This is a genomic window from Stenotrophomonas sp. Ker107b, from assembly GCF_053847245.1.
The window spans coordinates 1,398,007-1,421,641 of record NZ_JBSPHX010000001.1; the positions used below are offsets into that span (position 1 = coordinate 1,398,007).

Genomic DNA, 23,635 nt, shown 5'->3' on the forward strand with positions numbered 1-23,635 from the left:
ACCGTTGCAACGCCGCGTTGCTGTTGAACGCCCCGTTGCGCCCACCTGACCGGCGCCTGGAAGCATGGCCCGTCGCCACCGATGTGAGCCTGCGGCGACGTATTCCTGCACACGCAGGGCCTGCCCACCAATCACGCCCTCTGTCCGGCTGCCGCACGGCTCTGCCGCGCCGCCTGCTGGGCTCTGCGCCATGCATGGAGAACGCATGAACACCGACGACACCGTCGCTTCGACCCTCACCCCGCCCACGGACACCCCCGTTGATGCGGCCACCTGCAGTGAGACGCTGTGGATCACCAAGGAGGGCGGCAACCGACGCATGCCGTTCGACCAGGCGCGGCTGGAGCGCACCGTGCACAGCGTGCATGGCGAGTTCCCGCAGCTGGACGTGGCCGATTACCTGCGCAGCGTGCTGGGGCAGATCGCACGCCGACAGCAGCTCAGCGCCGATGAAATGGTGGACCTGCTGATCCGCGAGGCGGAATCGCGCATCGACCTGACCGCGCCGGACTGGGAGCACTTCGCCGCCCGCCTCTATCTACGCCGCCTGTACAAGCGCGCCAGCAAGAACCGTTTCTACGATGCCACGCTGAAGTACGGCTCGTATGTGGGTCTGCAGGAAAGCCTGGCGGACCGCAACGTGTATTCGATCGACATCCTCAAGGCCTATTCCAAGGACGAACTGGAGGAAGCCGGGCAGATGATCGAGCCCGAGCGCGACACCTTGTTCGCCTACAACGGCCTGTACCTGCTGGCCACCCGCTACCTCGCCACCGATCACTCGCGCGCCGTCTACGAGCTGCCGCAGGAGCGCTGGCTGACCATCGCGCTGTACCTGATGCAGCACGAACACGAGCACGGCGAGCGCTCACGGCGGCGGCGCATGCTGCTGGTGCGTGAGGCCTACTGGGCGCTGTCGAACCTGTACATGACCGTGGCGACGCCGACGCTTGCCAATGCCGGCAAAGTGGGCGGCCAGCTGTCGTCATGCTTCATCGACACGGTGGACGACAGCCTGCAGGGCATCTACGACTCCAACACCGACGTGGCGCGGGTCTCCAAGCACGGCGGCGGCGTGGGCGCCTATCTGGGCTATGTACGCTCTGCGGGCTCCTCGATCCGCGGCGTGGCCAATTCCTCCGGCGGTGTGGTGCCGTGGATCAAGCAGCTCAACAACACCGCGGTGAGCGTAGATCAACTCGGCCAGCGCAAAGGCGCGATCGCGGTGTATCTGGATGTCTGGCACCGCGACATCGAGGCGTTTCTCGATCTGCGCCTGAACAACGGCGACCAGCGCCTGCGCGCGCACGATGTGTTCACCTCGGTGTGCCTGCCGGACCTGTTCATGGAAGCGGTGGAGCGGCGCGGCGACTGGTACCTGTTCGACCCGTATGAGGTGAAGCGGATCAAGGGCTGGTACCTGCAGGACTTCCACGATGAGCAGCGCGGCCAGGGCAGCTTCCGCGCGAAGTACGAGGAGGTCGTCGCCGACGAGCGCATCAGCCGGCGCACCCTCAAGGCCATCGAGCTGTTCAAGCGGATCATGGTCAGCCAGCTGGAGACCGGCAATCCGTTCATGTTCTACCGGGACGAAGTGAACCGGATGAACCCGAACAAGCATGCCGGCAGCATCTACTCCAGCAACCTGTGCACGGAGATCCTGCAGAACATGAGCCCCACCCGCATGATCCAGGAGATGATCAGCGGCGACCAGATCGTGACGACCAAACAGGCCGGCGACTTCGTGGTGTGCAACCTGTCTTCGATCAACCTGGGCCGCGCGGTGACGGCCGCCCCGGACCTGCTGAGCAGCGATGTACTTGAGCGGCTGGTGCCAATCCAGGTGCGGATGCTGGACAACGTGATCGACCTCAATCAGCTGCCCGTGCCGCAGGCCACCATCACCAACCGCAAGTACCGCGCGATCGGGCTGGGCACCTTCGGCTGGCATCACCTGCTGGCCCTGCAGCAGATCGAATGGAACTCCGCCCAGGCCGAGGACTACGCCGACAGCCTGTACGAGCGCATCAACTACCTGACCATCCAGGCCAGCATGACCCTGGCCAAGGAAAAGGGGCGCTACAGCGCGTTCGTCGGCAGCGACTGGCAGAACGGCGAGTACTTCCGCGCCCGTGGTTATGACAGCCCGGCCTGGCGGGAACTGGCGGCGCAGGTGGGCGTCAACGGGCTGCGCAACGGCTGGCTGATGGCGGTGGCACCGAACATGAGCACCGCCCAGATCGCCGGCTCCACGGCCTCGATCGATCCGGTGTACGGCGCGTTCTACTACGAAGAAAAGAAGGATTTCCGCCGCCCGGTCGCCGCGCCGGGCCTGTCGCTGGAGACCTACCCGTACTACGAGAAAGGCGCCTACCGGGTGGACCAGTTCGCCAGCATCCGCCAGAACGCCCGCCGCCAGCGCCACGTGGACCAGTCGATCAGCTTCAACCTGTACGTGCCGAGCACCATCCGCGCCAGCACCCTGCTCGCGCTGCACATGAGTGCCTGGCGCGAAGGGCTGAAGACGACCTACTACGTGCGCTCCAACGACATAGACATTTCTGAGTGCGAATGGTGCAGCAGCTGACGTACGTCAGCCCACTGACCGGTAGTGCCGGCCGCTGGCCGGCAACCCCACACATGCCCCGGTAATGCCGGCCGCTGGCCGGCAACTCGTATTGCCCGCAGAGAAACTAGGACGCACCCCCATGGCCATCCCCCTCGAACGCATCAAGATCCTCGAACCGCGCCACCCCAACCGCTCCACCGGCATCATCAACGGGCGCACCAGCGGCATCCTCAACTGGAACGACATTCCCTACCCGTCCTTCTACCGCGCGTACAAGGAGCTTTCGACCAACTTCTGGATTCCCGACGAAGTCGACATGAAGGGCGACGCGCGCCAGTACGGCGAGCTCAATGCGCGCGAGAAGAACGCCTACGACTCGATCATCGGCCTGCTCGCCACGTTGGACTCGCCGCAGACGCGCTTCATCTACAACGTCGCCGAGTACATCACCGATCCCGCCGCGCATGCCAATGCGGCGATCATCGGCCAGCAGGAAGTGATCCACAACGAAAGCTACAGCTACGTGCTCGCTTCGATCGCCGGGCTGGCCGACCAGAACCGCGTGTTCGAGATCGCCCGTACCCACCCGACCATCCTGGCCCGCAACGCGCCGATCATGCAGTCCTATGATGACTTCATGCGCGAGAAGACCGCCGAGACGCTGATCCGCGCACTGATCCAGTCCTCGATCCTGGAAGGCATCAACTTCTACTCCGGCTTCGCGTTCTTCTACAACCTGGTCCGCCAGAACCGCATGACCGGTACCGGCAAGATCATCAGCTTCATCAACCGCGACGAGCTGGCCCACACCAAGTTCATCAGCGAACTGATCCGCGCCATCATCGGCGAGAATCCGGCGCTGCAGGGCGAGCAGCTGACCGCCTACGTGCATGAGGCCTTCGAGCACGCCATCCAGCTGGAAACGCGCTGGACCGGCGAGGTGCTGGACGGCATCGACGGCATCGACGTGGACGAGATGATCCGCTACGTGAAGTACCGCGCCAACAAGATGGCCGGCATGCTCGGCATCGAGAAGCTGTACAGCGAGACCAATGTCAACGTGATGCCGTGGATCAAGGCCTACGCCGACAACTTCACCGAGACCAAGACCGACTTCTTCGAAATGCGCAACGCCAGTTACAAGAAGACCAATGCGGACAATGGATTCGATGATCTGTAAGGAGGCATGGCGATGCACATCCTGCTGGCCTTTGCCTCGCTGAGCGGCAACACCCGCGAGGTGGCGGCGTTGATCCGGGCGCGCTGCGACGCGCTGGGACACCGCGTGGACTGGATCGACGTGGATGCCGTTGACGTGGCCGTGGCGCTGGCGGGAGAGCCGCCTGCCCTGTGTCTGGTCGGTTCCTGGACGGACAACGCCGGGCGTACCCCGGCGGAGATGAAGGACTGCGTGGCCGCGCTGCGTGATCGCTTCGGGCTGCCACTGCCGTTCCCGGTGGCGGTATTCGGTACCGGCGAGACCCAATGGGGCGAGGAGTACTACTGCGGCGCCGCCCACCGGCTGGCGCGGTTCTTCGGCGCCCCGTACCCGGTGCTGGAGATCGAGCAGATGCCGCACGGCGCCGAAGACACCCACACCATCCACCACTGGACCGACACCGTGTTGGCCCATACCCAGAGCCCTACGACATGCTGACCCTGCACGCCCAGACCGCTGAGGATTACCACGCCGCCCTGCGCGAGCACCCGGCGCTGCTGGTGGATTTCCACAAGGACGACTGCCCGGGGTGCCGGATGCTGGAGATGTCGTTGGCCAGTGTCGCTGGCGCCATCGCGGAGGCGGGGATGACGCTGTTGAAGGTCAAGCTGGAAACGGTCGGTGAGGGATTGTTCCGCGAACTGGGGCTGCGGCAGACGCCGACGCTGCTGGTGGTGCGCGACGGTCACGAAACGGCGCGGCTGGCGGGGTTCCAGTCGCCGAAGCAGATTCTGGCGGTGTTGGGCGCTGGGTGACGCCTGAGCCAGGCAGGCCCCTGCAGTGGCAGAGGCCTCATTGGGCGTGCGTTATCGCACCGATGCCGACAACAGCCCACGACGCTTGAACCACCACTCCAACGGCAGCGTCACCAGCGGCGGCACCGCAGCAGCCAGCGCCAGCAGCGCGGCCCACCACGGCCAACGCAGGCGGATCGCGGCGAGCACCGACACCACCACGTAGACCATGAAGGCCACACCGTGCACCGGGCCGAAGATCTTGACCCCGACCGGGGTCGGATCGGCCGCCTGGTACTTGAAGTACATGCCGATCAACAGGCCGGCCCAGGTCAGGGCTTCGACGAAGGCGACCGTGGCGAACACGCGGCCCATGGGGCTGATTGGCAAGGCACGCTTCAAGATGGGCTCGGGGTCGTAACGGAAAGGACCCGCATCATAGCCAGCGAACGGTTTTGATGCGAATCATTCTCAGCATGCAGCGGCGGCCCTGCCGATCACCAGCGCGCACTGATGCGGAAGTCAGCGCGCAGGCTGTCATCGTCCTGCAGCACTTTGTCCAATGGGTGGCCCAGGTCAAGGCTGTAGCTGTAGCGCTTGGCGAGCTGTCCATTCAGGCCGACGCCGACGCTGCTGATGCTGGCCGAGGTGGGATAGTCGCCACGCACCTCGCCGTGATCGAAAAATACGTAGACATCGTGCGCCTGCCGATAGGGCCGGTGCAGCTCGACGCTGCCGAAGTAGCCTTTCACCCCGGAGAGGGTACCGCGAACATAGCCACGCACGCTGCCGATGCCGCCCACCTGGAACAGGTTGCTTGAGGGCAGGAAGTCGCCGTTGCTGAACTGCCATCCCAGCTGTGCCCGGTACAGCAAGCCGCTGCTGCCGATGCGCTGGGTCCAGCTGGTGGATCCGTTGGCGGTCGTGAAGGCACGCCCTTCGGCCAGCGTCTCATCGGTACGGATGCGCGACACGCCCTGATAGAACGTCCAGTCGTAGCCGTCATTGCGGTAGCCGGTGCTCACACCCAGGGTCACCGTGGTCGAATCGACCTCCGACACCCGCACATCACCGATATCGGACACGGAGTTGCTGCGCGAGACGTTGGCGATGGTGGACAGCAGCCAGTTCGGCGTGGCCACCCACGGCTGGGTGAAGTCCAGACCATAGCTGGTCGACTCACCCGTGATGTCCAGGGCGCGGTAGGCACCATCGATGATATTGATCTGGCTGCGCGACACGCTGGCGCCGACACGGCCGTTGCGCGTGTTGACGATGCCGGAGTAGCCGATGCGCCCTTCCAGGCCACCGCGCGACCACGCCACCGAGCCCGCCAGCAGGTCACTGATACCCGCCAGGCCCCAGAACTGGCCATGCGCACCGTAGCGCTCGCGGCCCGTGGTCTCTACGCCGGAATTATCGACGAACACGCCCCAGTTGCTTCGGTCCGGCACCTCCGCCAGCAGCACGATATCGGTCTGGCCGGCGGCCTGGCCGGGCCGCATCAGTGCGCGCACCTGCAGATCGGTGGTGCGGTTGAGGTAGATCAGCTCATCGCGCAGGCGATCGCTGCGCACCACCTCCCCTACCGGCTGCCGCACCCGCCGCTCCACAAAGCGCACCGGCACCTTGCCCTCCCCGGTCACCTCCAGCGTGCCCAGCGTGCCTTCCAGCAGGGTGACGTCAACGCGCCCTTCGTTGATCGACTGCTCGCGCAGAAGCGCGCGCGCCGTACTGATGCCGGCTGCCTCGTAAGCCGCATTGACGTCGGCCACCAGTGTCTCCAGCTCGGCCAAGTGGACCTCGCGCCCCTGGTAGCGGGCGGCGATCGCATCGAGCGTGGCCTTCGGCAGCAGCGCCGATGGACTGAAACGCACCTCCTTGAGCACGAAGCTGCCATGGACGTCGGCCAGCCCGCGTTGCCCGGCCGGCGGAGGCGCCGGCTGCACCGGGTCCACCACCGGGCGCTCCGGCTGCAGCGGCTGGCGCTGCTCGTAGTAGCCGTCAATGCGCTGTGCGGTGTCCTTCCCCGCGGTGCCACTACTGTTCTGCGCATGTGCAAGACAGGGCAGCAGCGCGCTGCCGATCAGGAACATCCCTCGGTACATGGTGTGTTTTCCGTCGTTCATCAGTTGGGCGCCCCGAGGTTGACCGCGCCGCCCAGGGCCGGAACCACCACGTCGCGGGCGTTTGCTTCGTCACCTTCCGCGGGCGCACGGGCGGGTACCGCCATCTCCGGCGAGCGGAGATTGAGCATGCGGCCCAGGTAGCGCACCGCGCTTTCGCCCAGGTAGGCCGGCCCGGCCTCGAGGTGGTCGCGGTTGTAGTTCGGGCTGCTCACCGCGACCCCATCGTTGAACCGCAGCACATAGGCGTCGGTATCCAGCAGGCGGCCATCGGCCGCCAGGTGGAAGCGACGGTTCAACTGCAGCAGCTGTGCGTCCGCCGGGCGCAGCGCCGGGCTGGTGTTGTCCATCAGCACGCGCAGCGCCGGGGTGGTCAGCGTCATGGTGCGTTCGACATGGCCATCGGCGATGGCGACCTTCGCCGAGGAGGACGTCAGCTCTGCCTCCATGGCCCGCAGCGCATCGATCAGCCAGGCATCGCGCGGCTGAACGTCCACCACGATCCGGCGGGCGACACCGTTGCGGTAGCCGGTCAGGGTGGTCGTCAGCAGGCCTGGGCCAGCAGCGGACTGCCTTACCTGCGCCTGCACCTCATCGGCGGCCAGGTTCAGACGGGTATCGACCATCGCCTGCGCCAACGACACGGTGTCACGTGCGGCCAGCTGTGCAGATCCCGCCTGCAACCGCCCACCGGTCAGCGAACCGGTCTGGGCGTCCATGTAGGCCGTGGTGCCGGCGCTGGCCCGCTCAAAGCCGATGCGGCCACCCGCAAGGATCGACTGTGCGCCACCACTGCGACCGTCACCGAAGTGGATATCCCGACCCGCCTGCAGCGCTGCATCACCGCCGGCCTGGTACACACCCCATTGCTGGGTGCCGCCGCTGGTGGCCACCAGGTCGCTGCCGGCGCTGGCCGCTTCGATCCGGATATCGCCGGCGGCCTGCACCTGCAGCGCCCTCCCCGCGTCCACCTGCCGGCCCTGGACATCCGAGCCGCGCGATGCCAGCGCGATGCCGCCGGCCGCCTGCAACGCATCGAACCGCAGCGCCTCGGTGGACGTCAGCCCAAGATTGCAGCCCACGTTGAGCGTGCCGATGACCAGTGCGACACCGGCATCGCCGCGGAAGTTGCAGCCCACGGTCACCTCATCGGCGGAAAGCTGGGTGCCTGCGATCCAGTCACCATCCACACCGATCACGGCCGTGCCCACATCGATGGCCTGGCCGGCGCGCAGGGTCATCGAGCCGTCGACCGCCGCGCTGCCGAGGGTGATGGCGCCGCCCGCGTTGAGCGCCAGTGACTGCGCGACCGTTGCATTGCCAAGCTGCACATCCGTGCCGCCATCCAAACTTGCCTGCCCCCCCACGGCGGCATCGTCGATGGCCAGCAGACCTCCAGCGTTCGCGGCGAGGTCGCCGTTGCTGGTCAGCTGCTGGATCTGCAGCGCACCGGCCGCATCCAGCTGCATCGCCGCCCCGGAGGACAGCGTCTGCGCTACCAGCGTGGCACCGCTAGCCGCGCTCATGGCGCCCTGCGCCTGCAGTTCGCCAATGCCCATCGCCCCGCCGCTGCGAAGCCGCGCATCGCCACCGACCGTGGCGGTACGCATATCCAGCGTACCGGCCGCAGCAACGTTCAACGACTGACCGATCACCGCCTGCGCCAGGCGGACATCCGCGTCGCCTTCAAGGCGCGCATCGCCATCGGCCACCAGGTCGCCGATGGCGAGCAGCCCACCTGCCGTGGCGGCCAGGTCGCCCCCGCTGCGCAGCTGCTGCACATCCAACGCACCGGACGCGTCCAACTGCATCGCCGCGCCGGAAGACAGTGTCTGCGCCACCAGCGCGGCACCAGCAGCCGCGTTCATTGCGCCCTGCGCGTGCAGTTCGCCAATTCGCATGGCTCCGGTACTACGAAGCTGCGCATCGCCGCCGATCCTGCCGTGGCCCAGGGTAAGTCCGCCGGCGCTGGTCACGACGGCATCCGCGCCAGCTTCCAGGCGGCCGATGTCCAGCGCTCCCCGCGCCTGCATCGCCACCGACTGACCGGCGACGCCGTGGCCGATGTCGGCGGAGGCCGTTTCCAGCCGGACATCGGTTGCCGCATCCAGCAGATCCGCCTGCAGGTGCGCGTCGCTGTGCAGCGACAGCGCACCCGATGCGGCAACCACGTCGCCCACAACACCCCCGTTGGGGAGGCGCAGGTGGATGTCGCCGCGATCGCTGCGTGCCAGGACAAGCCGGCCGACATCGACCATGAGGGCCTGCGCGTCACTCCCGATTCCCTGGCCCGCCTGCAGGCTGGCCAGCACGTGACTGCCGCCACCGACATTGACCGCGGCATCCCCATTGGAGTGGATACGACCGTCCGCCTCGAGCATCACGTTGCCGGTGGCCGTGTTACCGGTCACGGCCAGCTGGCCCACGCTGATATCCGCACTGGAACGCACCGCGACCACCCGGCCAGCACTCAACTGGCTTCCGGCGCCCATCGCGAAGCCGCCCGCGTCGATCTGCACGCTGTCGCCGGCGCTGACCTGCGCGCCTGCCGCCAGCGATGTGGCCTGCAGCGAGAGCAGCTGCAGGACCTGGTCAATGGCGGCATCCCCCAACTGCAGGCCGCCACCGGCGGCGACATTGGCGGAGGCTGCGCGCAGGTTGCCGATGCGGACGTCCCCCATCGGGGCGCTGACAATCGCTTCCCCCGCCGCCTGCACCGAACCCAGGTCGACACCGTTGTACCCGGTGGCGCCCAGATCGCCACCGGCCTGCAACCGCACCGCGCTGAGCTTGCCCGCCGTGTTCATCAGCTGCAGGTCGCCCCCTGCGGTAAGCGTGCCGATCGGCATATCCACGTCGCTGGAAAGACGCACCTCGCCCCCCGCCTCGCCATCCAGCCGACCGCCGGCAACGATGCGCACGGCCAGCGAACCGCCGTCCTCGTCGCGGATGTCGTCGCGCACGGCGAGCTGGATGTCGCGCCCGGTCAGCGTGCTCACGCCCTTCAGGTACGACAGCAGGCTGCCGCCGCCGACGTCCAGTACGACGTCCTCGTTCGCCCTCACCAGGCCGATACGCAGGTTCCCGTTCTGCTGCGCCAGGCGCACGTGTTCACCGGCGTTGGCCAGCAGCAGCCGGCCGTTGATCTGCACACGCAGCGGCTGACCATCGCGGCCCATGATGCTGCGCAGGGCGCTCAGGCTGAGGTCCCTGCCGATCCTCAGGGTCGCACCGGCCGCACTGCCACCGGCATCGGTGATATCGCCGTCACTGCCGATACGTACATCGCCACCGGCGTCGAAGCTGTTCAGCGCCAGCGAAGTGCTGCCATGCAGGTAGGCATCGCCCCCCACATCGGCCTCGATCCCGCCCGTGGCTGCCAGCACCACCGGAGCCGTGCTGCGGATCCGCAGCGAGACCACCATGGCACCGCCGCGCACCTGATCGGGCGTGAGCACATTGCCGGCCGCGTCGAGCATCTGCACATCGCCGGGCGTGGTCGCAAGCCGCATGGCCAGCATCGCCTCGGCACTGAGGTTGCCGCTGTTCACGTCGGCCAGGCTGACCGTGTATTCCTTGTCCAGCCGGCCCAGGTCATCGCGGGCATGCAGGCTGACATTGCGCCCGATGATCACCGGTTCGGCATTCAGGGCCGAACCGGTGGACGGTTCCAGCGCATTGGCGTTGAACACGTAGCGCAGCTGGTCCTGGCTCCACTGTGAGTCAGCCGTCATGCCATCAAGAAGTGCCGCCTTGCGTGCCGCGACCATCGCGCTGTCGCCACCGCTGGCAGCCAGCTCATAGCGGTACCCCGCGTTGAAGGACGCGAAGATCGCTTCCTGCTGCCAGCCGCTGCCGAAGGCGTCGGTGAACACCGTTCCCAGACGGTTGAAGCGCTCGGCGAGGTAGTCACTTACTCCTGCATCGTCCAGGCTGCCGCCCCGCGCGGCTTCTGCCATGGAGCGGAACAGGTTGATGGCAGTGCCACCGGCCAGGTAGCGCCCATCGACGACACTGCCCAGCGCGTGGAGCTGGAAGTACTCGGCGTAGCTGGCGTCGACCTGGCTCTGGTAGCTGACGATCGACTGCTGGCCGCCGCCCTGGAACAGCTTGAGGTTGTCGCGCAGGCTGGCCAGCTGCGCTTCGTTGAGGAAGCTGGACGAGGCGCGCTGGGCGCCGCTGTAGATCGAGCCCGAGGGGGCCTCGATCAGCACGTCACCGGCAAGCGACTCGATGCGCTGTACCCAGAAGTCGCCGCCGAGGTCGCGCAGCGCGATGTCACCAGTCGCCCGCGCCGAGATGAGCCCACCCTCCAGCACGCCGTCGCTGCGGGTACGCTCGCCGGCATCGACCACCAAGGGCCGGGAAAGCGAGCCGATGGCACCGTAGACGCTGTCCAGGGTGATGTCGGCACCGATGATCGACGCAGCATTGCCGGTGGCCGCACCTTCAATGTCGTACTTGGCGCGCAGCCACACATCGCCACGGCCGGTGCCACTGCCGGCGTTGATCAGTACCTTGGCTGCCGAATCCACGTCCAGCGCAATGTCACCGCCCGCACGGGCCACCAGGTTGCCGGCGGCCACGGTGGCGCCGTTGGCGTTGGTGTAGGACACCATCTGGACATCCAGCGGATTGGCGGCCTCGCCGACCTGGGCGCCGACAATGCTGCCGATGCTGCCGGCCGCGTCGAGGGTCAACTGGTTCGTGATGATCCTGGCGTCACGTGATGCGCTGACGATGCTGCCGTTCTCGCTGGTCAGGAAGGTCCGGCCATCGGTGTTCTTCAGAACACCATTGATACGGATGGTCTGGCCGGAGTCGACGTCGAGCAGGCCTGCATCGTTGGCGCTGAAGTTGATGCCGATCCGGTTGTCGGCCTTGGCCGTGTTGGTGACGACCAGCGTGCCAGTGCGCGGGGCGCGCTGGTACCAGCTCGTGCGCCACGTGCCGCCGTCATCGAACTCATTACTGCCGGGGAAGCCGTAGTTGTAGCGGCAGCCACTTTCGTTCTTCTTTTCGCAGCGGTAGTTGACGCGTGAATTGAGGTTGCTGCCGAAGTCGCCGGTCAGCTGCGACTCGAACACCGGCACGCCGCCTGCCTTGTTGCCGTACGTGACGCCGGAGGTTTCCCACTGCTGGCCGTTGAAGACGGTGTTGTTGTACCTGTCCACCCAGCGCCAGTTCTCGGCAGTAAGCACGCCGTTGTCGGACTGGATGTTGCGCGCGATGCGGGCCGTCTGTGTCCAACTCGCAAACATGCCGGCGCGCGGGTCATACGCGGTCGTGTTGCTGATGGCCGATACCCCCGGGGCATCCCAGTTCAGGGCATTCACGCCGCCCTGATAGCCCCTCACGTTGCCGTTGCCGTCGCGCAGATACCACGAGGCGGTATTGAGCTCACGGTCGCGGATGGTGATCTGCCCGGGCGCCCCGTTGCCGACCAGAATGTTGCCAAGCTGCAGGCCCACATCGGCCAGGCCATTGTTGATGACCACCGAGCCCTTGCCACTGACCACATTGAGCGAGCCGGCGGTGGATGTGCTGACGATGCGGCCATCGAGGTAGATCGAACCGCCACCGTTGGCCGAAATGTCCGGCACGATGAACTGGCGGTTGAGCGAATCGTATTTCAGGGCGATGCGGGAAGAACCTGCGCCGGATTTCGCCACGAACATGGCAGGCACATCGAAGATGCCCTTGCTGGCCTGGTTGTCCTTGCCGTCGATCCAGGCGCGCAACGCGCTGCTTTCGACCAGGATTGCCGAGTAATCCACCGGCCGGCCGGCCTTCAGCGCGACATTGACGTCGATGTAGTTGGCCGTGATCTTGATGCCACTGCCGGCGTTCACACCGCTGCCCGTGCTGGGCACCTGGCCAAGGCTGGCGTTGCTGACGTCGTCGGGCTGCGTGGTGAGCAGGGTGCGCAGATTCCGGGCATTCACCTTTGGCAGGTAATTGGTGTCCTTGTGGCTGTACCGCGATACCACGCCACCGTCGTAGTACTGCCCGCCCAGCGCTGAAGCGGTGCAGTCCTTGTCGCCGATGCGATAGCGGCATGCACCAAACACCAGGATGCTGGGGTTGTTGACGTCGTTACCGGTGCCATACAGCAGATAGTCGGTCAAGCTCATGCCGGCGGCGGCGGCCGCGGCGCCGTACTTCGCGTTGGCGATGTACGCCGCGGCGTCGTCGGCATCGGTGATGCCCGATGCCACGCTGTGGCGTGCCCACAGCGCGCTCACCACACTGCCGTACCAGTTTTCCGAGCCCCGGTTGTAGCCGACCTCACCGTTGGGCGCATTGATCGTCACGCTTTCGGCGAGCTGTTCGCCCCAGCTCTGGATGTTGCCGAGCGCGTTGTACATGTCCAGCTCGCCGCCCGTGACCGAGATCAGCCCGCCCGCACCGATCGCAGCGGTGCCGGTGGTCGCCTCGTTGCGGATGCTCACCAGCGCATTGCTCTGCCCCGGGTTCTGGCTGACGCCGATGCCCAAGGCCTGGTTGCTGTTGCCGGTGAACAGCACATTGCCGCCGCTGTACTCCGGTACCAGGATATCGCCGGCCAGCAGCAGGTTGTCGGTACTGCGGTTGGTGATGGTGATCTTAGGCGCGCCCTTGGCGGTGACCGAGCCGCCACCGCGGATGTTGCGGCCATACAGGATCACATCGCCGCCGGCCGCATACAGGTCGCCGATGGTGTGGGTGTAGAGCGCGTTGCCGGCGATCGCATCAAAATCGTGGATGCCCGACGCGTTCAGTCGCGCCTTCAGCGCGCTGCTGAGCTCGCGCTGGGTATCGAACGGCAGCACATCGCCGCCCGCGCCGCTGCTGGTCAGCTTGCCATTGGCATCGATCAGGATATCCAGCACGTTGTAGCGCCCGGCAACGACGCGGCCATCGATCAGCACATCACCGCGGGTGCTGCCACCACTGCGGCTGTCGCGCACGGTGACCGGAATGAACCCCAACTGGTAGCCGGTGGCGGCGCCATCGGCGTTGCGGAAAACATTTTCACCGTAGGCACCGAGCGACACGAATGCGCCGCTGAGCAGCTCGCTGCCTGCCGCCAGAGCGGTGCTCGCGTTGCTGTCCACGGTGGAGGACGCCGAGGAGTCCGGCACCGCGATCAGCCCGCGGCTGTACCCCTGCGAGACCGCATTGGCGGCCAGGCGTGAGGTCCAGCCATTCATGCCGTCCTGGCCGGCGGAGACGAAAGCGTTGTGCAGCGATTCCAGCTTCGCGCCGCGGCCGACATTGACCTGCTGGTCCATTGCCAGCGCCACGTCCGCGTCGGAGATGCCGACCGCGGCCAGCACACCCCAGGTGTTCACCAGCGCGGTGGCGCCGATGTCGGTCGCGGCGTAGGTACCGACGTTGAGCATGTAGCTGCTCTGCAGGCGCGCATCATCGCCGATGTTCACGCGGTTGCCGAGCACCGCATTGGTGCGTGCTTTGACCACGGCGGCATTGATCGCCCCGCCGGTGGTCAGCCCCGCCCGGTCATCGGTGTTCGCACGGGTGTTTGCCACGATGTCCAGCGCGCCACCATCGCCCGGCGTCGGTGCGACACCGGCGCGCAGCAGGGCGCCCTTGCCGATATCGATGGTGCTGCTGCCATCCAGCCGGGTGACCACCTGTGCGGCACTGCCACTGAGGACACCGCCGCCGGCCGCGCTGGCGGCAAGCTCGCTGCCCAGCGTGCCGGTGTAGTTGTTGTCGGTGCGCAGCACCAGCGATCCGGCCGAGACAATCTGGGCATCCTCGTCCACCAGCAGCCCGACGGCCGCGTCCGCACGGTTGTTCACGTTGGCGCCACTGGCGTTGAGGACGCCTGCGCTGGTGCTGTTCGCGCTGCCCGCGTAGTTGCTGTCGTGCAGCGCCCGGGCGTCAAGGCGGTTGACATCCAGCACGGCGTTGCGGCTGATGGTCAATTGCGTGGTGCTGTCGGTGTGCGTCGCTGCCAGCGCGGCGTTGCCCGCAATGAGTCCGCCGGTCCCCGCCGTGGCGTTGGCGCGATTCTCGTCCTTGCCGCTGGCGGCGAGCGTGGTGTTGCCTGCGTACAGCAGGCTCCCGGCCCCCACAGTGACGCCGGTGGTCGCCGAGGACCGCGCGTTGGCATCGACGACGCCAGCGGCCAGCAGCCCCGCCACGCTCAGCCCGGTGGCATCGGCATGCTGATTGCTGTTGTTGACTGCGCGCATCGCGATCGTGCCGCCGCGCGCATAGTCGATGATGTTGTTTGTGGAATAGGCCTCACCCTGCACCACCACGTTGGACCCAAGCGCTGCCTGCACCGCGTTGGTACTGGCAGCGGTGGCGAAGGCGCCGGCGCCGGCCAGATACAGGCCACCGGAACCGGCGACCGCGCGTGCATCCACGCTCCCGCCGTGGACGCTGGCCAGGACATCCAGCCCGCCGCGGTTGGACAGCACCGCACCATCGCCCACATGGGCGTCCACCTTGGCACGGGAGGTGGCATCAGCGACCGCCGCACCGACCGCCAGCCCGCCAGCCAGTGCAGCACCGAAGGCCTCGGCCGAGACCTGGGGGGTAGCCTCGGCATGCACGTCAATGCTGCCACCCACCCCGGATACGCGTGTCCGCTCGCCCAGCCAGGCGCGCACGTCGGAGCCATCGTCGGCCAGTGCGACGGCAGCGCTGACGCCGGCCAACACGCCACCGGCCGCACCCCACGCGCCCGCATGCGCGCCGCCCAGCGAGCTGGCGGCGAAGGTCACGTTGCCAAAGCCGGCCAAGGTACTGTCGTTGTGCAACCACGCCTGGACGTTGGCGTTGCGTGCCGCGGTTGCGACGACCGCACCGGCCGCGAGTGCACCGGCCGCCATGCCGGTGGCTGTCACATCCAGCGTGCTGGCATCGCTGGCACGGACCGCAAGACCCTGGCCCTGGCTGCCTGCCTGCAGGTCACCGGCCACCGTGGCCGATACCGTCTGTTCCAGGCGCGCCAAGCCGATGGCCGCACCGACGCCCACCAGGCCGGCACCGCCGGCATAGACGTCCAGACCTGCGGCCTTGCCTGCGCTGCCGTCGCCGGCGTTGGCGAGCACCGCGATGGAACCGGCCCGCGTGGTGTTCGCCGCCAGCACTGCCTCGGTGCTGCCATACAGGCCGGTCATGCCGAATGCGCCGCCCACGCCGAGGCCACCGGCGCCGAGGCCACCGACCGTGTTGCTGCTGCTCATCAGGGTCTGCGCGCTCACCTCAAGCGCGCGTGCCTGCACGCTGCCGCCACGGATGCTGGCGCTCACCAGGTCCCCACGACCCTGCAGACTGCCGATGTCCACCTGGGCGCGGCTGTTCAGCGCGCCGGCGCCCTGCGCCCCCAGGGTGCCGTCCAGCGCGGCGGCGTCGATCTTCTGGCCATTGCCCAGCTGCTTCAGGCTGGCAAAGGTGCCCCCCAGTTCCGTATCACTGTCACCGCGGTCGCCGATGCCGGCCAGCAGCAGCCCGGCAGCGCCGCCGATGCCGGTGGTGGCGCCCACGCCAGCCGTCACGGTGACCATGTCCACCGCACGATCGGAGATGGCAGTCACATCGATGCTGCCCGTGGTCGACAGCGTGCTGTCTTCCACGGTGGCCTTGACGGTGCTGCCAAGAATGGCCACCGAGGCGCCCGCACCTACACCGCTGCCGGCGATGCCCACGCCCACCGCACCGGAGTACGCGGACAGCCGCAGGATATCCTCGGCCACCACCGCCATATCGGTGGCATCCACCGAGGCCTGGGTGACCAGCGCACGGGTGTCGTTCTGCAGCAGGTGCACCTGTGCCATGCCGGCGATGCCGGCGGCGCCGGCACCCGCGCCGCTCACCGCCACGCCGTTGAAATCGGAGCGGCTGCGCGCGTTCACGTCGAGGTCGCGTGACACGAAAATGTTGGTCGCGCGCCCACGTTCGCCCACCTGCGCCAGCGTGGTTGCGGTGCCCATGTTGACCAGCGCGGTGCCGGCCACCGCCGCGCCACCCCCGACTGCGCCCGCGCCGCCGACCAGCGAGGCAGCGTTGTCGCTGTTGGCGTTCACCGCCAGGGAGCCCGCCCGCAGGGTGCCGCCCAGCACGCTTGCGCGGGTATCGGTGGTGAAATTGTTGACCACGCCGGTGGCGGCGCCGCCGGTCAGGCCTGCGGCCGCGCCGACCACGATCGCCAGCGCGTTCTGGCTTGCATTGGCCTCCACGGTCACCGCGTCGGCAGCCGACAGGGTGACGCCCTCGATACTGGCGCTGGCGTGGCTGTCGAACAGGTTGGTCGAGAGCGCGCCCGCCCCCGAGAAGACGCCTGCGCTGGCAGCGATGCCGGCCACATAATTGGCCGAGGCCACGTGATGGCTGGCGCGCACATCCACGCTCTGCTCCGCTGCGGCGAGACCTGCGCTGTCCTGGTCGGGGTCGCTGCTGGTGCCCAACCCATGCTGGTTGATCCGTGCGTCCTTGATGATCGCGGTGGTACTGCCGGCGATGTCGTTGACGGCCGCCATCACCGCCACCGCACCACTGGCGATCGGGGTGGTACCCAGCGCGCCACTGACGCCGATGGTCCTGACCTGCTGGCGCGTGGCCGCATTGACCGCGATGCCATGCACGTCGATATGGCCGGTGCCCAGGTCCACGGTATCGAAGGCCATGCCGGCGGCGTCGGTACGGGTGCTGTGGGTATTGCCCGCCGTGCGCCGGCCACTGTCCACGCCTGTCAGCGCATCTCCCAGCCCCAGCGCGGTCACGGCAGTTCCGGCACCGGTGATCGCCGCCTCGGTGCTGCCATCCACCAGGTTGACGACGGTCCCCAGGCCGATGCCCGCGTTGACGCCCCCGCCGATGCTGCCGGCGTACACGTCAATCTGCTGCGCCTGCGCGGCGAGCACGCCGACGTTGTCCTGTGCGAGGACATTGGCGCCTGCTTCAATCCGTGCCGAGACGGCGCCCTTCATCCGGTTGACCGCCACCGAGGCTGCGCCACCGACCGCGCCGCCGCCGCCCAGGCCAGCGGCCACGGTGCGGATGCGGTTGCCCTGTCCGCCGGCCGCACCGGACGCATCTGCCTGCACCAGTAGATTGCGGACATCCAGCTCCAGCGCGCTACCGGACACCACCGCCGAGGTAGTGCCGCCGATATCGTTGTAGGCCACTGCCGCGCCCACGCCCACGCTGCCGCCGACCGCTGCGCCACCCGCCAGCGAATCGATGCTGCGCTCGTCACGGGCGCTCACCTTCACATCGGCCAACGCGTTGTGCAGGCTGCTGTCAGTAAGGCTGGCCTGGGTATCGGAATGGATCAGGTTGGTGGTGACACTGCCGGCCACCGCTGCCGTGCCTGCCCCCGCACCGGACACGGCCGCGGTACGCACCAGGCTGCGGTTGGCCGCATCAATGCTCAGCGCACTGGCGCCGCCCAGCGTTGCATTCTCCACCACGGCACGGGTACGGCCGCCGATGTCGTTGACGCTGCTGGCTGCGCCGATGCCTGCCGTCCCACCGGCCGACAGCGCGCCCCCCAACGAATAGGCCGCACCCGAGGTGTCGGCGCTGACGGACACCGCACCGGTGATGCCACTCCCCTGCCCGGTGACACCCCGCAGGCGGGCCTCGGTGAGGGTGTCGATCAGGTTGGTGGTGTTGCTGCCGGCAATGGATGCGGTGCCCCCCAGCGCACCGGCAATGGCCAGTGTCTTGGTAGTGGCGGCCGACGCTGCACTGACATCCAGCGCAGTACTCACCTCCAGCGCGGTTCCATCCACCTCGCCCAGCGTGGTATCGCCGATGGTGGCCACGTTGATCGCCGCGCCGATCGCGGCGGTGCCGCTGCCGGCGACCGCACCGGCCAGTGTGTGGATACGCGATTCGTTGCTGGCGGCCACCTGCACGATGCCTGCCTGCACGCTGCCTTCCCGCAATGCAGCCTCGGCATGGTTGTCGATCATGCTCCAGCCCACCGAGCCTTGAATGGCGACATTGTTGGCCGCGCCTGCGGCAACCGCACCGGACAGGATCCTTGCGGCATTGGCGGCCTCGAGGTCGACCCGGCCGGTGCCAGCGGTCAGCTGCGCATCATCGACCAGCGCCAGCGTGGTGTTGCCGATGTCATTGATGGTCAGTGCCGCACCCACGGCGACCTTGGAGCCCAGCGTTGCCGCCCCCGCCAGCGAGCCGATGAAGGATTCATCGCGTGCCTGCAGGTGAATGCTGCCCGCGTTGAGCTGTGCGCCATCCCGCGGCACCTGGCCCTGCGCGTCCGCCAGGCCACGGCCGACCAGCACCGACGTGATGCTGCCGATGGCGTTGTAGGACGCACTGCCCACCCCGGTGAAGTTGCCAGTGCTGCCGCCGATGCCGGCGCTCACCGCCAGGATGTCGGACTGGTCGCTGGCCGTGAGCGCAATGCGCCCGGCATTGAGCGTGGCATCGTTGACCGAGACGGTATGCGTGTTGTTGATGGTGTTGTAGGCGAAAGCCACGCCGGCATTGTTGCCACCCACCTGGACCATCCCGGCAACGGCGATGATCGAGCTGCGGGCATTGTTGCGACCCGCCGCATCCACCTGCGTATCGTCCGTGCTCGCGGTATCGGCATTGGCATCCACCTCGATGCTGCCGATCCCGGTGCCACAGTAATCGACCGCAAAGCCCGAGCCGCATCCGTCACCGGTGCCACGCACGTCGTCGATCGTCGCCGTCCCGGCGAAGGCTTCAATGTCACCACTGGCAGTGATGCGGCTGCCGCCGTCAATGCTGGCGGCGGTCTGGCTGGCGATCTGGTTGACCAGCACCGAACCGGCGATCGCCACGCCGTCGCTGCGCGTGGACGCTCCCCCACTGGCAGCCGCCGCCACGATCCGTGATGCATCGGCCGCACGCACGCGCATGTCCTGTACGCCTTCGATGTCGGCGCCACTGACTGACGCGCGGGTGCTGTCGCCCACTTCGGCGTACGTCACTGCCGCCCCCAGGCCGGCCTTGCCACCCGCATACAGTGCGCCACCCCCGTTGGCGATCTTGGAGGCGTTCACGGCCTTGACATCGACATCGGCGGCCGCGCCGCTCATGCCGCGGAGGCTGCCCCCGACGATGCTGGCGGCCGTATCGTTGTGGGACATCGCCACGGTCGCCGAGATCGCGCCGGCACCGGCCGAGCTCTGGTTGGAGGAAGCATTCACGCCCACGCTCAGCCCGACGTTGACCTGTTCGCTTTCGTTGCGTGCGGTCACCGTGACGGTGCCGGCATCCTCCACGGTACTGTCACGCAACTGCGCGGTGGTCGTGTTCTGGATGTCACCGTAGGCCACGCCACCGGCCAGCGATGCGCTGCCCTGGGTGTTGTCCGACCCGGCCGCGGCCACCGACAACGCGCCGCTGACGCTGACCAGCAGCGTCTGGTTGGTCGCGGCAAGATCCAGCTTCAGGCCGTTGCCGCTGTTGTCCTTGATCACCGCCGAGCTGATGTCCGCCTTGGTGTTCTGCCGGGCACGATTCACCGTCGCACTGCCGGACAGGGCGATGCCGAACTTGGGTTGCGGCGTCTGCGCGCCCTGCCCCTGCCCCGGTGCTGCATTCCCACTACCCAGCAGGCCCTTGGCCTTGTCGAAGTACGCGGTCAGCCCGGCGCTGCCGTTGCTGTCTGCCTTGTTGGCCATGCCTTCCAGCGCGGTGACCTTGCCGAGCGCACGGGTCTTGAGTGAATCCAGGAAGCCAGGATTCTCCGCGTTCTGCTTCGCCGCCAGCTCGTCCTGCGCCTTCTGCAGCTGCTCGGACGAACTCTTGGCGACTGCGCCGGCTGCGGCCACCGCACCGGCCAGCCCGCCGCTGGTGGCGTTGACCGCCAGCTCACCCATGGTGATCGCGCCTACCGGCGCCGTGCTGCTGCCGGTGGCGAAGGCTGCAGGTACCGCACCGATGAAGGCGCGGGTGTCGGTGTCCAGCTGCTGGTAGGCGACGCTGGCCCCCACCGACACACTGTCGCTCATCGCAACCGCGCCGGCCACGGACCACACGAACAGGTCTTCATCGGCACGCACGCCAACCGTGGCGGCACGGATGTCGGCACGGTTGCTGATACCGGCCAGCGTGGTGCTGTCCAGGTCGAGCGCGGTGGCGGTTCCACTGACACCGATGCTGCCGCCCTGGCCGGACTGCAGCGCCAGCGCCACCACGGTTTCCTTGTTGTCGGCCTGCACGGCCAGGCTGCCTGCACCGGCGTCGACGCGGACGCCATCATGGATGATCGCCGCCGCCGTGTTCTGATAATCGACGTAGCCAACGCTGCCGCCCAGGGCAGTTCCACCGTTGCCGACGTTGCTGTCCTTGAGGTTCTTCAGGGCAAGATCACCCGCGGCGTGCAGCCCGGTGACATCGGTGTTGGCACGCACGGTGGTGGTGGCGTCAAACGTCCGGCTGCGCGCAGCGCCGGCATGGTCCTCACCTTCCAGTGCGGCGCTCCACGCCGCGGTGCTGGTGTCGCGGGTGGTCAGCGAGGCACCCGCGGCGACATCGGTACGTGCGCTGTTGGTGGCTTTGAACCAACTTACCGCGCCCCCGATGGCCACTTCTTCTGCCGAGCCCCGCGCTGCGGCGTACGAAGCGAACAGCTCCGACGGGTCGGTGATCAGGTCCTTCGCGGCGGAGATCGAGGCCTTGAACGCGTCGAAGCTGCTGAAATCCGGGACGGCCCCGGTGAGCGCGCTGAAATCCCGCGGCAGGCGTACGTCCGACGACAACCCGATGCGTTGCGCCGCGAGCTCGGCCGAACTGCCCACCAGGGTCCGTGCCTCATGGGTGAGGTTGGCGATGTTGACCGCCCCGGACAACGCGAACGCTGAACCGTCCGCGCTCTTGCCCTTGGCCAGCACATTGCTCATCGCATGGTTGCCGATCTGTGCGTCGGTTACCTGGCTGTCGACCACGATCGCGCCGGCGCTGTCGACCTTGGTGCCCGCGCCGATGCTGGCGGTGGCCGTGTGGTCGCCGTCGACGACGCTGATCGCCCCGCCGAGGCGGAAGGGCGACGCGGTGGTCGGGGTCGTCGCCGGCGGCGTGCCGCCACCGTCCTCGCTGCCGCTCAGCTTGGCGATGGCACCGCCAATGCCGGCGCCGGCCAGCGACTGCGCCACGCTCATCAGGCCATCGCTGCCGCTGCTGATCGCTTCCACCTGTTCCTGGCCCGGCAGCGGTTCGCTCTTCGGGCCGGTGATCAGCGTGCTGGTCTTGTTGAGGCGCGTGATGCTGGCCGCCTGCACGGTGACATCGCCCGCCGTGGTGCGGGTATCACGGTCCAGGTGTGCTTCGGCCGCGATATCCTGCAGGCTGATCGCGCCGGCCAGGCCCACCGCGCCATTCTTGTCGGCGCGCGCCGTGGCGGAGGTGTCCAGGGAGACCGCGTTGACGGCGGAAACGTTGACGCTGGCGGCGTTGAGCGCTGGCCCACCGGCTTCAATCACCGCACGGGTGTCAACATTGACGTTGCTGATCGCCGCCGTGAACGCAGCCGTCGTGTTGTTCACCGCGAACGATTCGGCCGCAAGCTTCAGCGTCGTATCGGCATCGGCCTTCACCGCGACATCGCCGCCCGCTGCAAGCGTTGCGCCCGAGCGCACGATGGCTTCCGTGGTGGCGTTGATCTGCGCGTACGCCGCGCCCAGGCTGAGCAGGTGTTTTTTCGGAATCGTGTTGCCATTGGCATCCTTCACAGGGTTGCCGTTGGCATCGGTCACCACATCGCCCTTCTCGTACGCCTTTCCGGCGGCAGAATTGTCGATGGCCTGCCGGGTGCTGGCGTGCAGCGTGATGTCATCGCGCGCGGTCAGCGCCGCGCTGTCCTTTACTTCCACCCGTGCCGTGGTGGAGCCGTGCAGGAACGAGATCTGTTCCCCCAGCAGCTTGTCCGCGCCCAGGTTCACCAGCGCGTCGCCGATGTCCTTGAGGCTGCTGGAATCGGTGACGCTGTTGACGAGATCGGCCTTGAGCTCGTCGAATACCGCACCGTCCTTGTCGTAGCCGGAATCAATGACCGCAAGCGCGGTCAACTCGATATCGTCCGCCTCCAGACGTGCGTTGCCGCCCACCGTTACCGTTGCCTCGGCACTGCGCACACCCAACCCGGTATCGGAGATCGCCGCCGCGCGCAGTTGGATCCTGCCGCCCTCGTTGACCAGTACCAGCGGCTGCGAGGCGCCGGTATTGACGGCCGCCTCGATGCCCTGCAGATCGCCATTGGCATCGCGCGGGCCGGCCTGTACGAACAGCGTGCCGGTGACATCAATGGCCCTGGCCTGTACGCGGACGCCGTTGCTTGCGTTCACCGTCCCGTGCAGCGCCACCGTCTTGTCGGTGAGCTGACCCGGCGTCAGCGTGCCGTACATCAGGGCCTCCAGGCTCTTTCCGGCGTTGAGGATGTCGTCGGCCGTGGCGCGGTTGGCCGTGGCCACCGACAGCGAGCCGACATTGAGCACGCCACCGTTGCCGACCAACAGGCCATCCGGGGCGACGAAGAACACCTTGCCGCCCACCGCATTGGTCGACTCCAGCACGCTGTTGAGGTTGCCGTTGATGTACGCACGCGCGTCGGTGACCAGGTTGACCAGGTTGTGCACTTGGTTCGTACCCTGGGTGGGCAGCACAAGATCAACGGTCTGGCCGACGTCCACGCCGAATTCGCGGAAGGAGTTGAAGGCGACCTGGTTGCCGGCGGCCCCCTTCACTGTGCCGGTGGTGACCCTCCAGCGCGGATCGCTTCCCTGCCGGACCACCTGGGTGTCGGTGCGGCCATCGGTGACCATCGCACTGCCGTCATCGCCGGCGATCACATTGCCTGGCAACGCCAGCCCCAGCACGGAGCCGATGGCCACGGCCAGCCCGGCAGGGCGCAGGCGATGGGGCCCCAACTGCGCGTTACGCACGGCGGAAGACGGGCAGGACGAAGGGTCGCGATGGTTCATGGCAGGCTCCGGGCAGTGGCAGGCGGGGCTACCGCGGGCCA

General features: G+C 67.5%; 7 protein-coding genes. 4 read left to right on the forward strand and 3 right to left on the reverse strand.

The features are described 5' to 3' along the window. The first annotated feature begins 205 nt into the window (after window positions 1–205). The 4 genes from ACWV8V_RS06430 to ACWV8V_RS06445 all read left to right on the forward strand — a co-directional run bounded on the left by ACWV8V_RS06430 (window position 206) and on the right by ACWV8V_RS06445 (window position 4,543). Window positions 206–2,587, forward strand: a complete 2,382-nt coding sequence (locus tag ACWV8V_RS06430) for a ribonucleoside-diphosphate reductase subunit alpha (protein WP_121036936.1) — start codon at window positions 206–208, stop codon at window positions 2,585–2,587. A gap of 121 nt (window positions 2,588–2,708) precedes the next feature. Next, window positions 2,709–3,749: a ribonucleotide-diphosphate reductase subunit beta gene (locus ACWV8V_RS06435; RefSeq protein ID WP_088434232.1), complete on the forward strand. Its 1,041-nt coding sequence runs from the start codon at window positions 2,709–2,711 to the stop codon at window positions 3,747–3,749. 12 nt (window positions 3,750–3,761) lie between these two features. After that, complete coding sequence (locus ACWV8V_RS06440; protein ID WP_455899262.1) at window positions 3,762–4,226, forward strand: flavodoxin; 465 nt, start codon at window positions 3,762–3,764, stop codon at window positions 4,224–4,226. Beyond that, window positions 4,220–4,543, forward strand: a complete 324-nt coding sequence (locus ACWV8V_RS06445) for a thioredoxin family protein (protein WP_259259921.1) — start codon at window positions 4,220–4,222, stop codon at window positions 4,541–4,543. The genes ACWV8V_RS06440 and ACWV8V_RS06445 overlap by 7 nt, the downstream gene beginning before the upstream one ends. Before the next feature lie 51 nt (window positions 4,544–4,594). On the opposite strand, the gene ACWV8V_RS06450 is transcribed toward ACWV8V_RS06445, so the two are convergent. The 3 genes from ACWV8V_RS06450 to ACWV8V_RS06460 all read right to left on the reverse strand — a co-directional run bounded on the left by ACWV8V_RS06450 (window position 4,595) and on the right by ACWV8V_RS06460 (window position 23,594). Next, window positions 4,595–4,906 (reverse strand): DUF3817 domain-containing protein, encoded by a 312-nt coding sequence (locus tag ACWV8V_RS06450; protein WP_259260071.1) that lies wholly within the window; start codon window positions 4,904–4,906, stop codon window positions 4,595–4,597. Window positions 4,907–5,019: 113 nt separating this feature from the next. Further along, complete coding sequence (locus ACWV8V_RS06455) at window positions 5,020–6,630, reverse strand: ShlB/FhaC/HecB family hemolysin secretion/activation protein (protein WP_455899263.1); 1,611 nt, start codon at window positions 6,628–6,630, stop codon at window positions 5,020–5,022. Between the two features lie 20 nt (window positions 6,631–6,650). Beyond that, window positions 6,651–23,594 carry a leukotoxin LktA family filamentous adhesin gene (locus ACWV8V_RS06460; protein ID WP_455899264.1) on the reverse strand — a complete coding sequence of 5,648 codons (16,944 nt, stop codon included), beginning with the start codon at window positions 23,592–23,594 and terminating at the stop codon, window positions 6,651–6,653. Window positions 23,595–23,635: the final 41 nt, after the last annotated feature.

Excerpts from the sequence above, each read along its gene's own strand:
- ACWV8V_RS06430 (WP_121036936.1), top strand. The coding sequence starts at position 206 with ATGAACACCGACGACACCGTCGCTTCGACCCTCACCCCGCCCACGGAC.
- ACWV8V_RS06435 (WP_088434232.1), top strand. The coding sequence starts at position 2,709 with ATGGCCATCCCCCTCGAACGCATCAAGATCCTCGAACCGCGCCACCCC.
- ACWV8V_RS06440 (WP_455899262.1), top strand. The coding sequence starts at position 3,762 with ATGCACATCCTGCTGGCCTTTGCCTCGCTGAGCGGCAACACCCGCGAG.
- ACWV8V_RS06445 (WP_259259921.1), top strand. The coding sequence starts at position 4,220 with ATGCTGACCCTGCACGCCCAGACCGCTGAGGATTACCACGCCGCCCTG.
- ACWV8V_RS06455 (WP_455899263.1), bottom strand. The coding sequence starts at position 6,630 with ATGTACCGAGGGATGTTCCTGATCGGCAGCGCGCTGCTGCCCTGTCTT.
- ACWV8V_RS06460 (WP_455899264.1), bottom strand. The coding sequence starts at position 23,594 with ATGAACCATCGCGACCCTTCGTCCTGCCCGTCTTCCGCCGTGCGTAAC.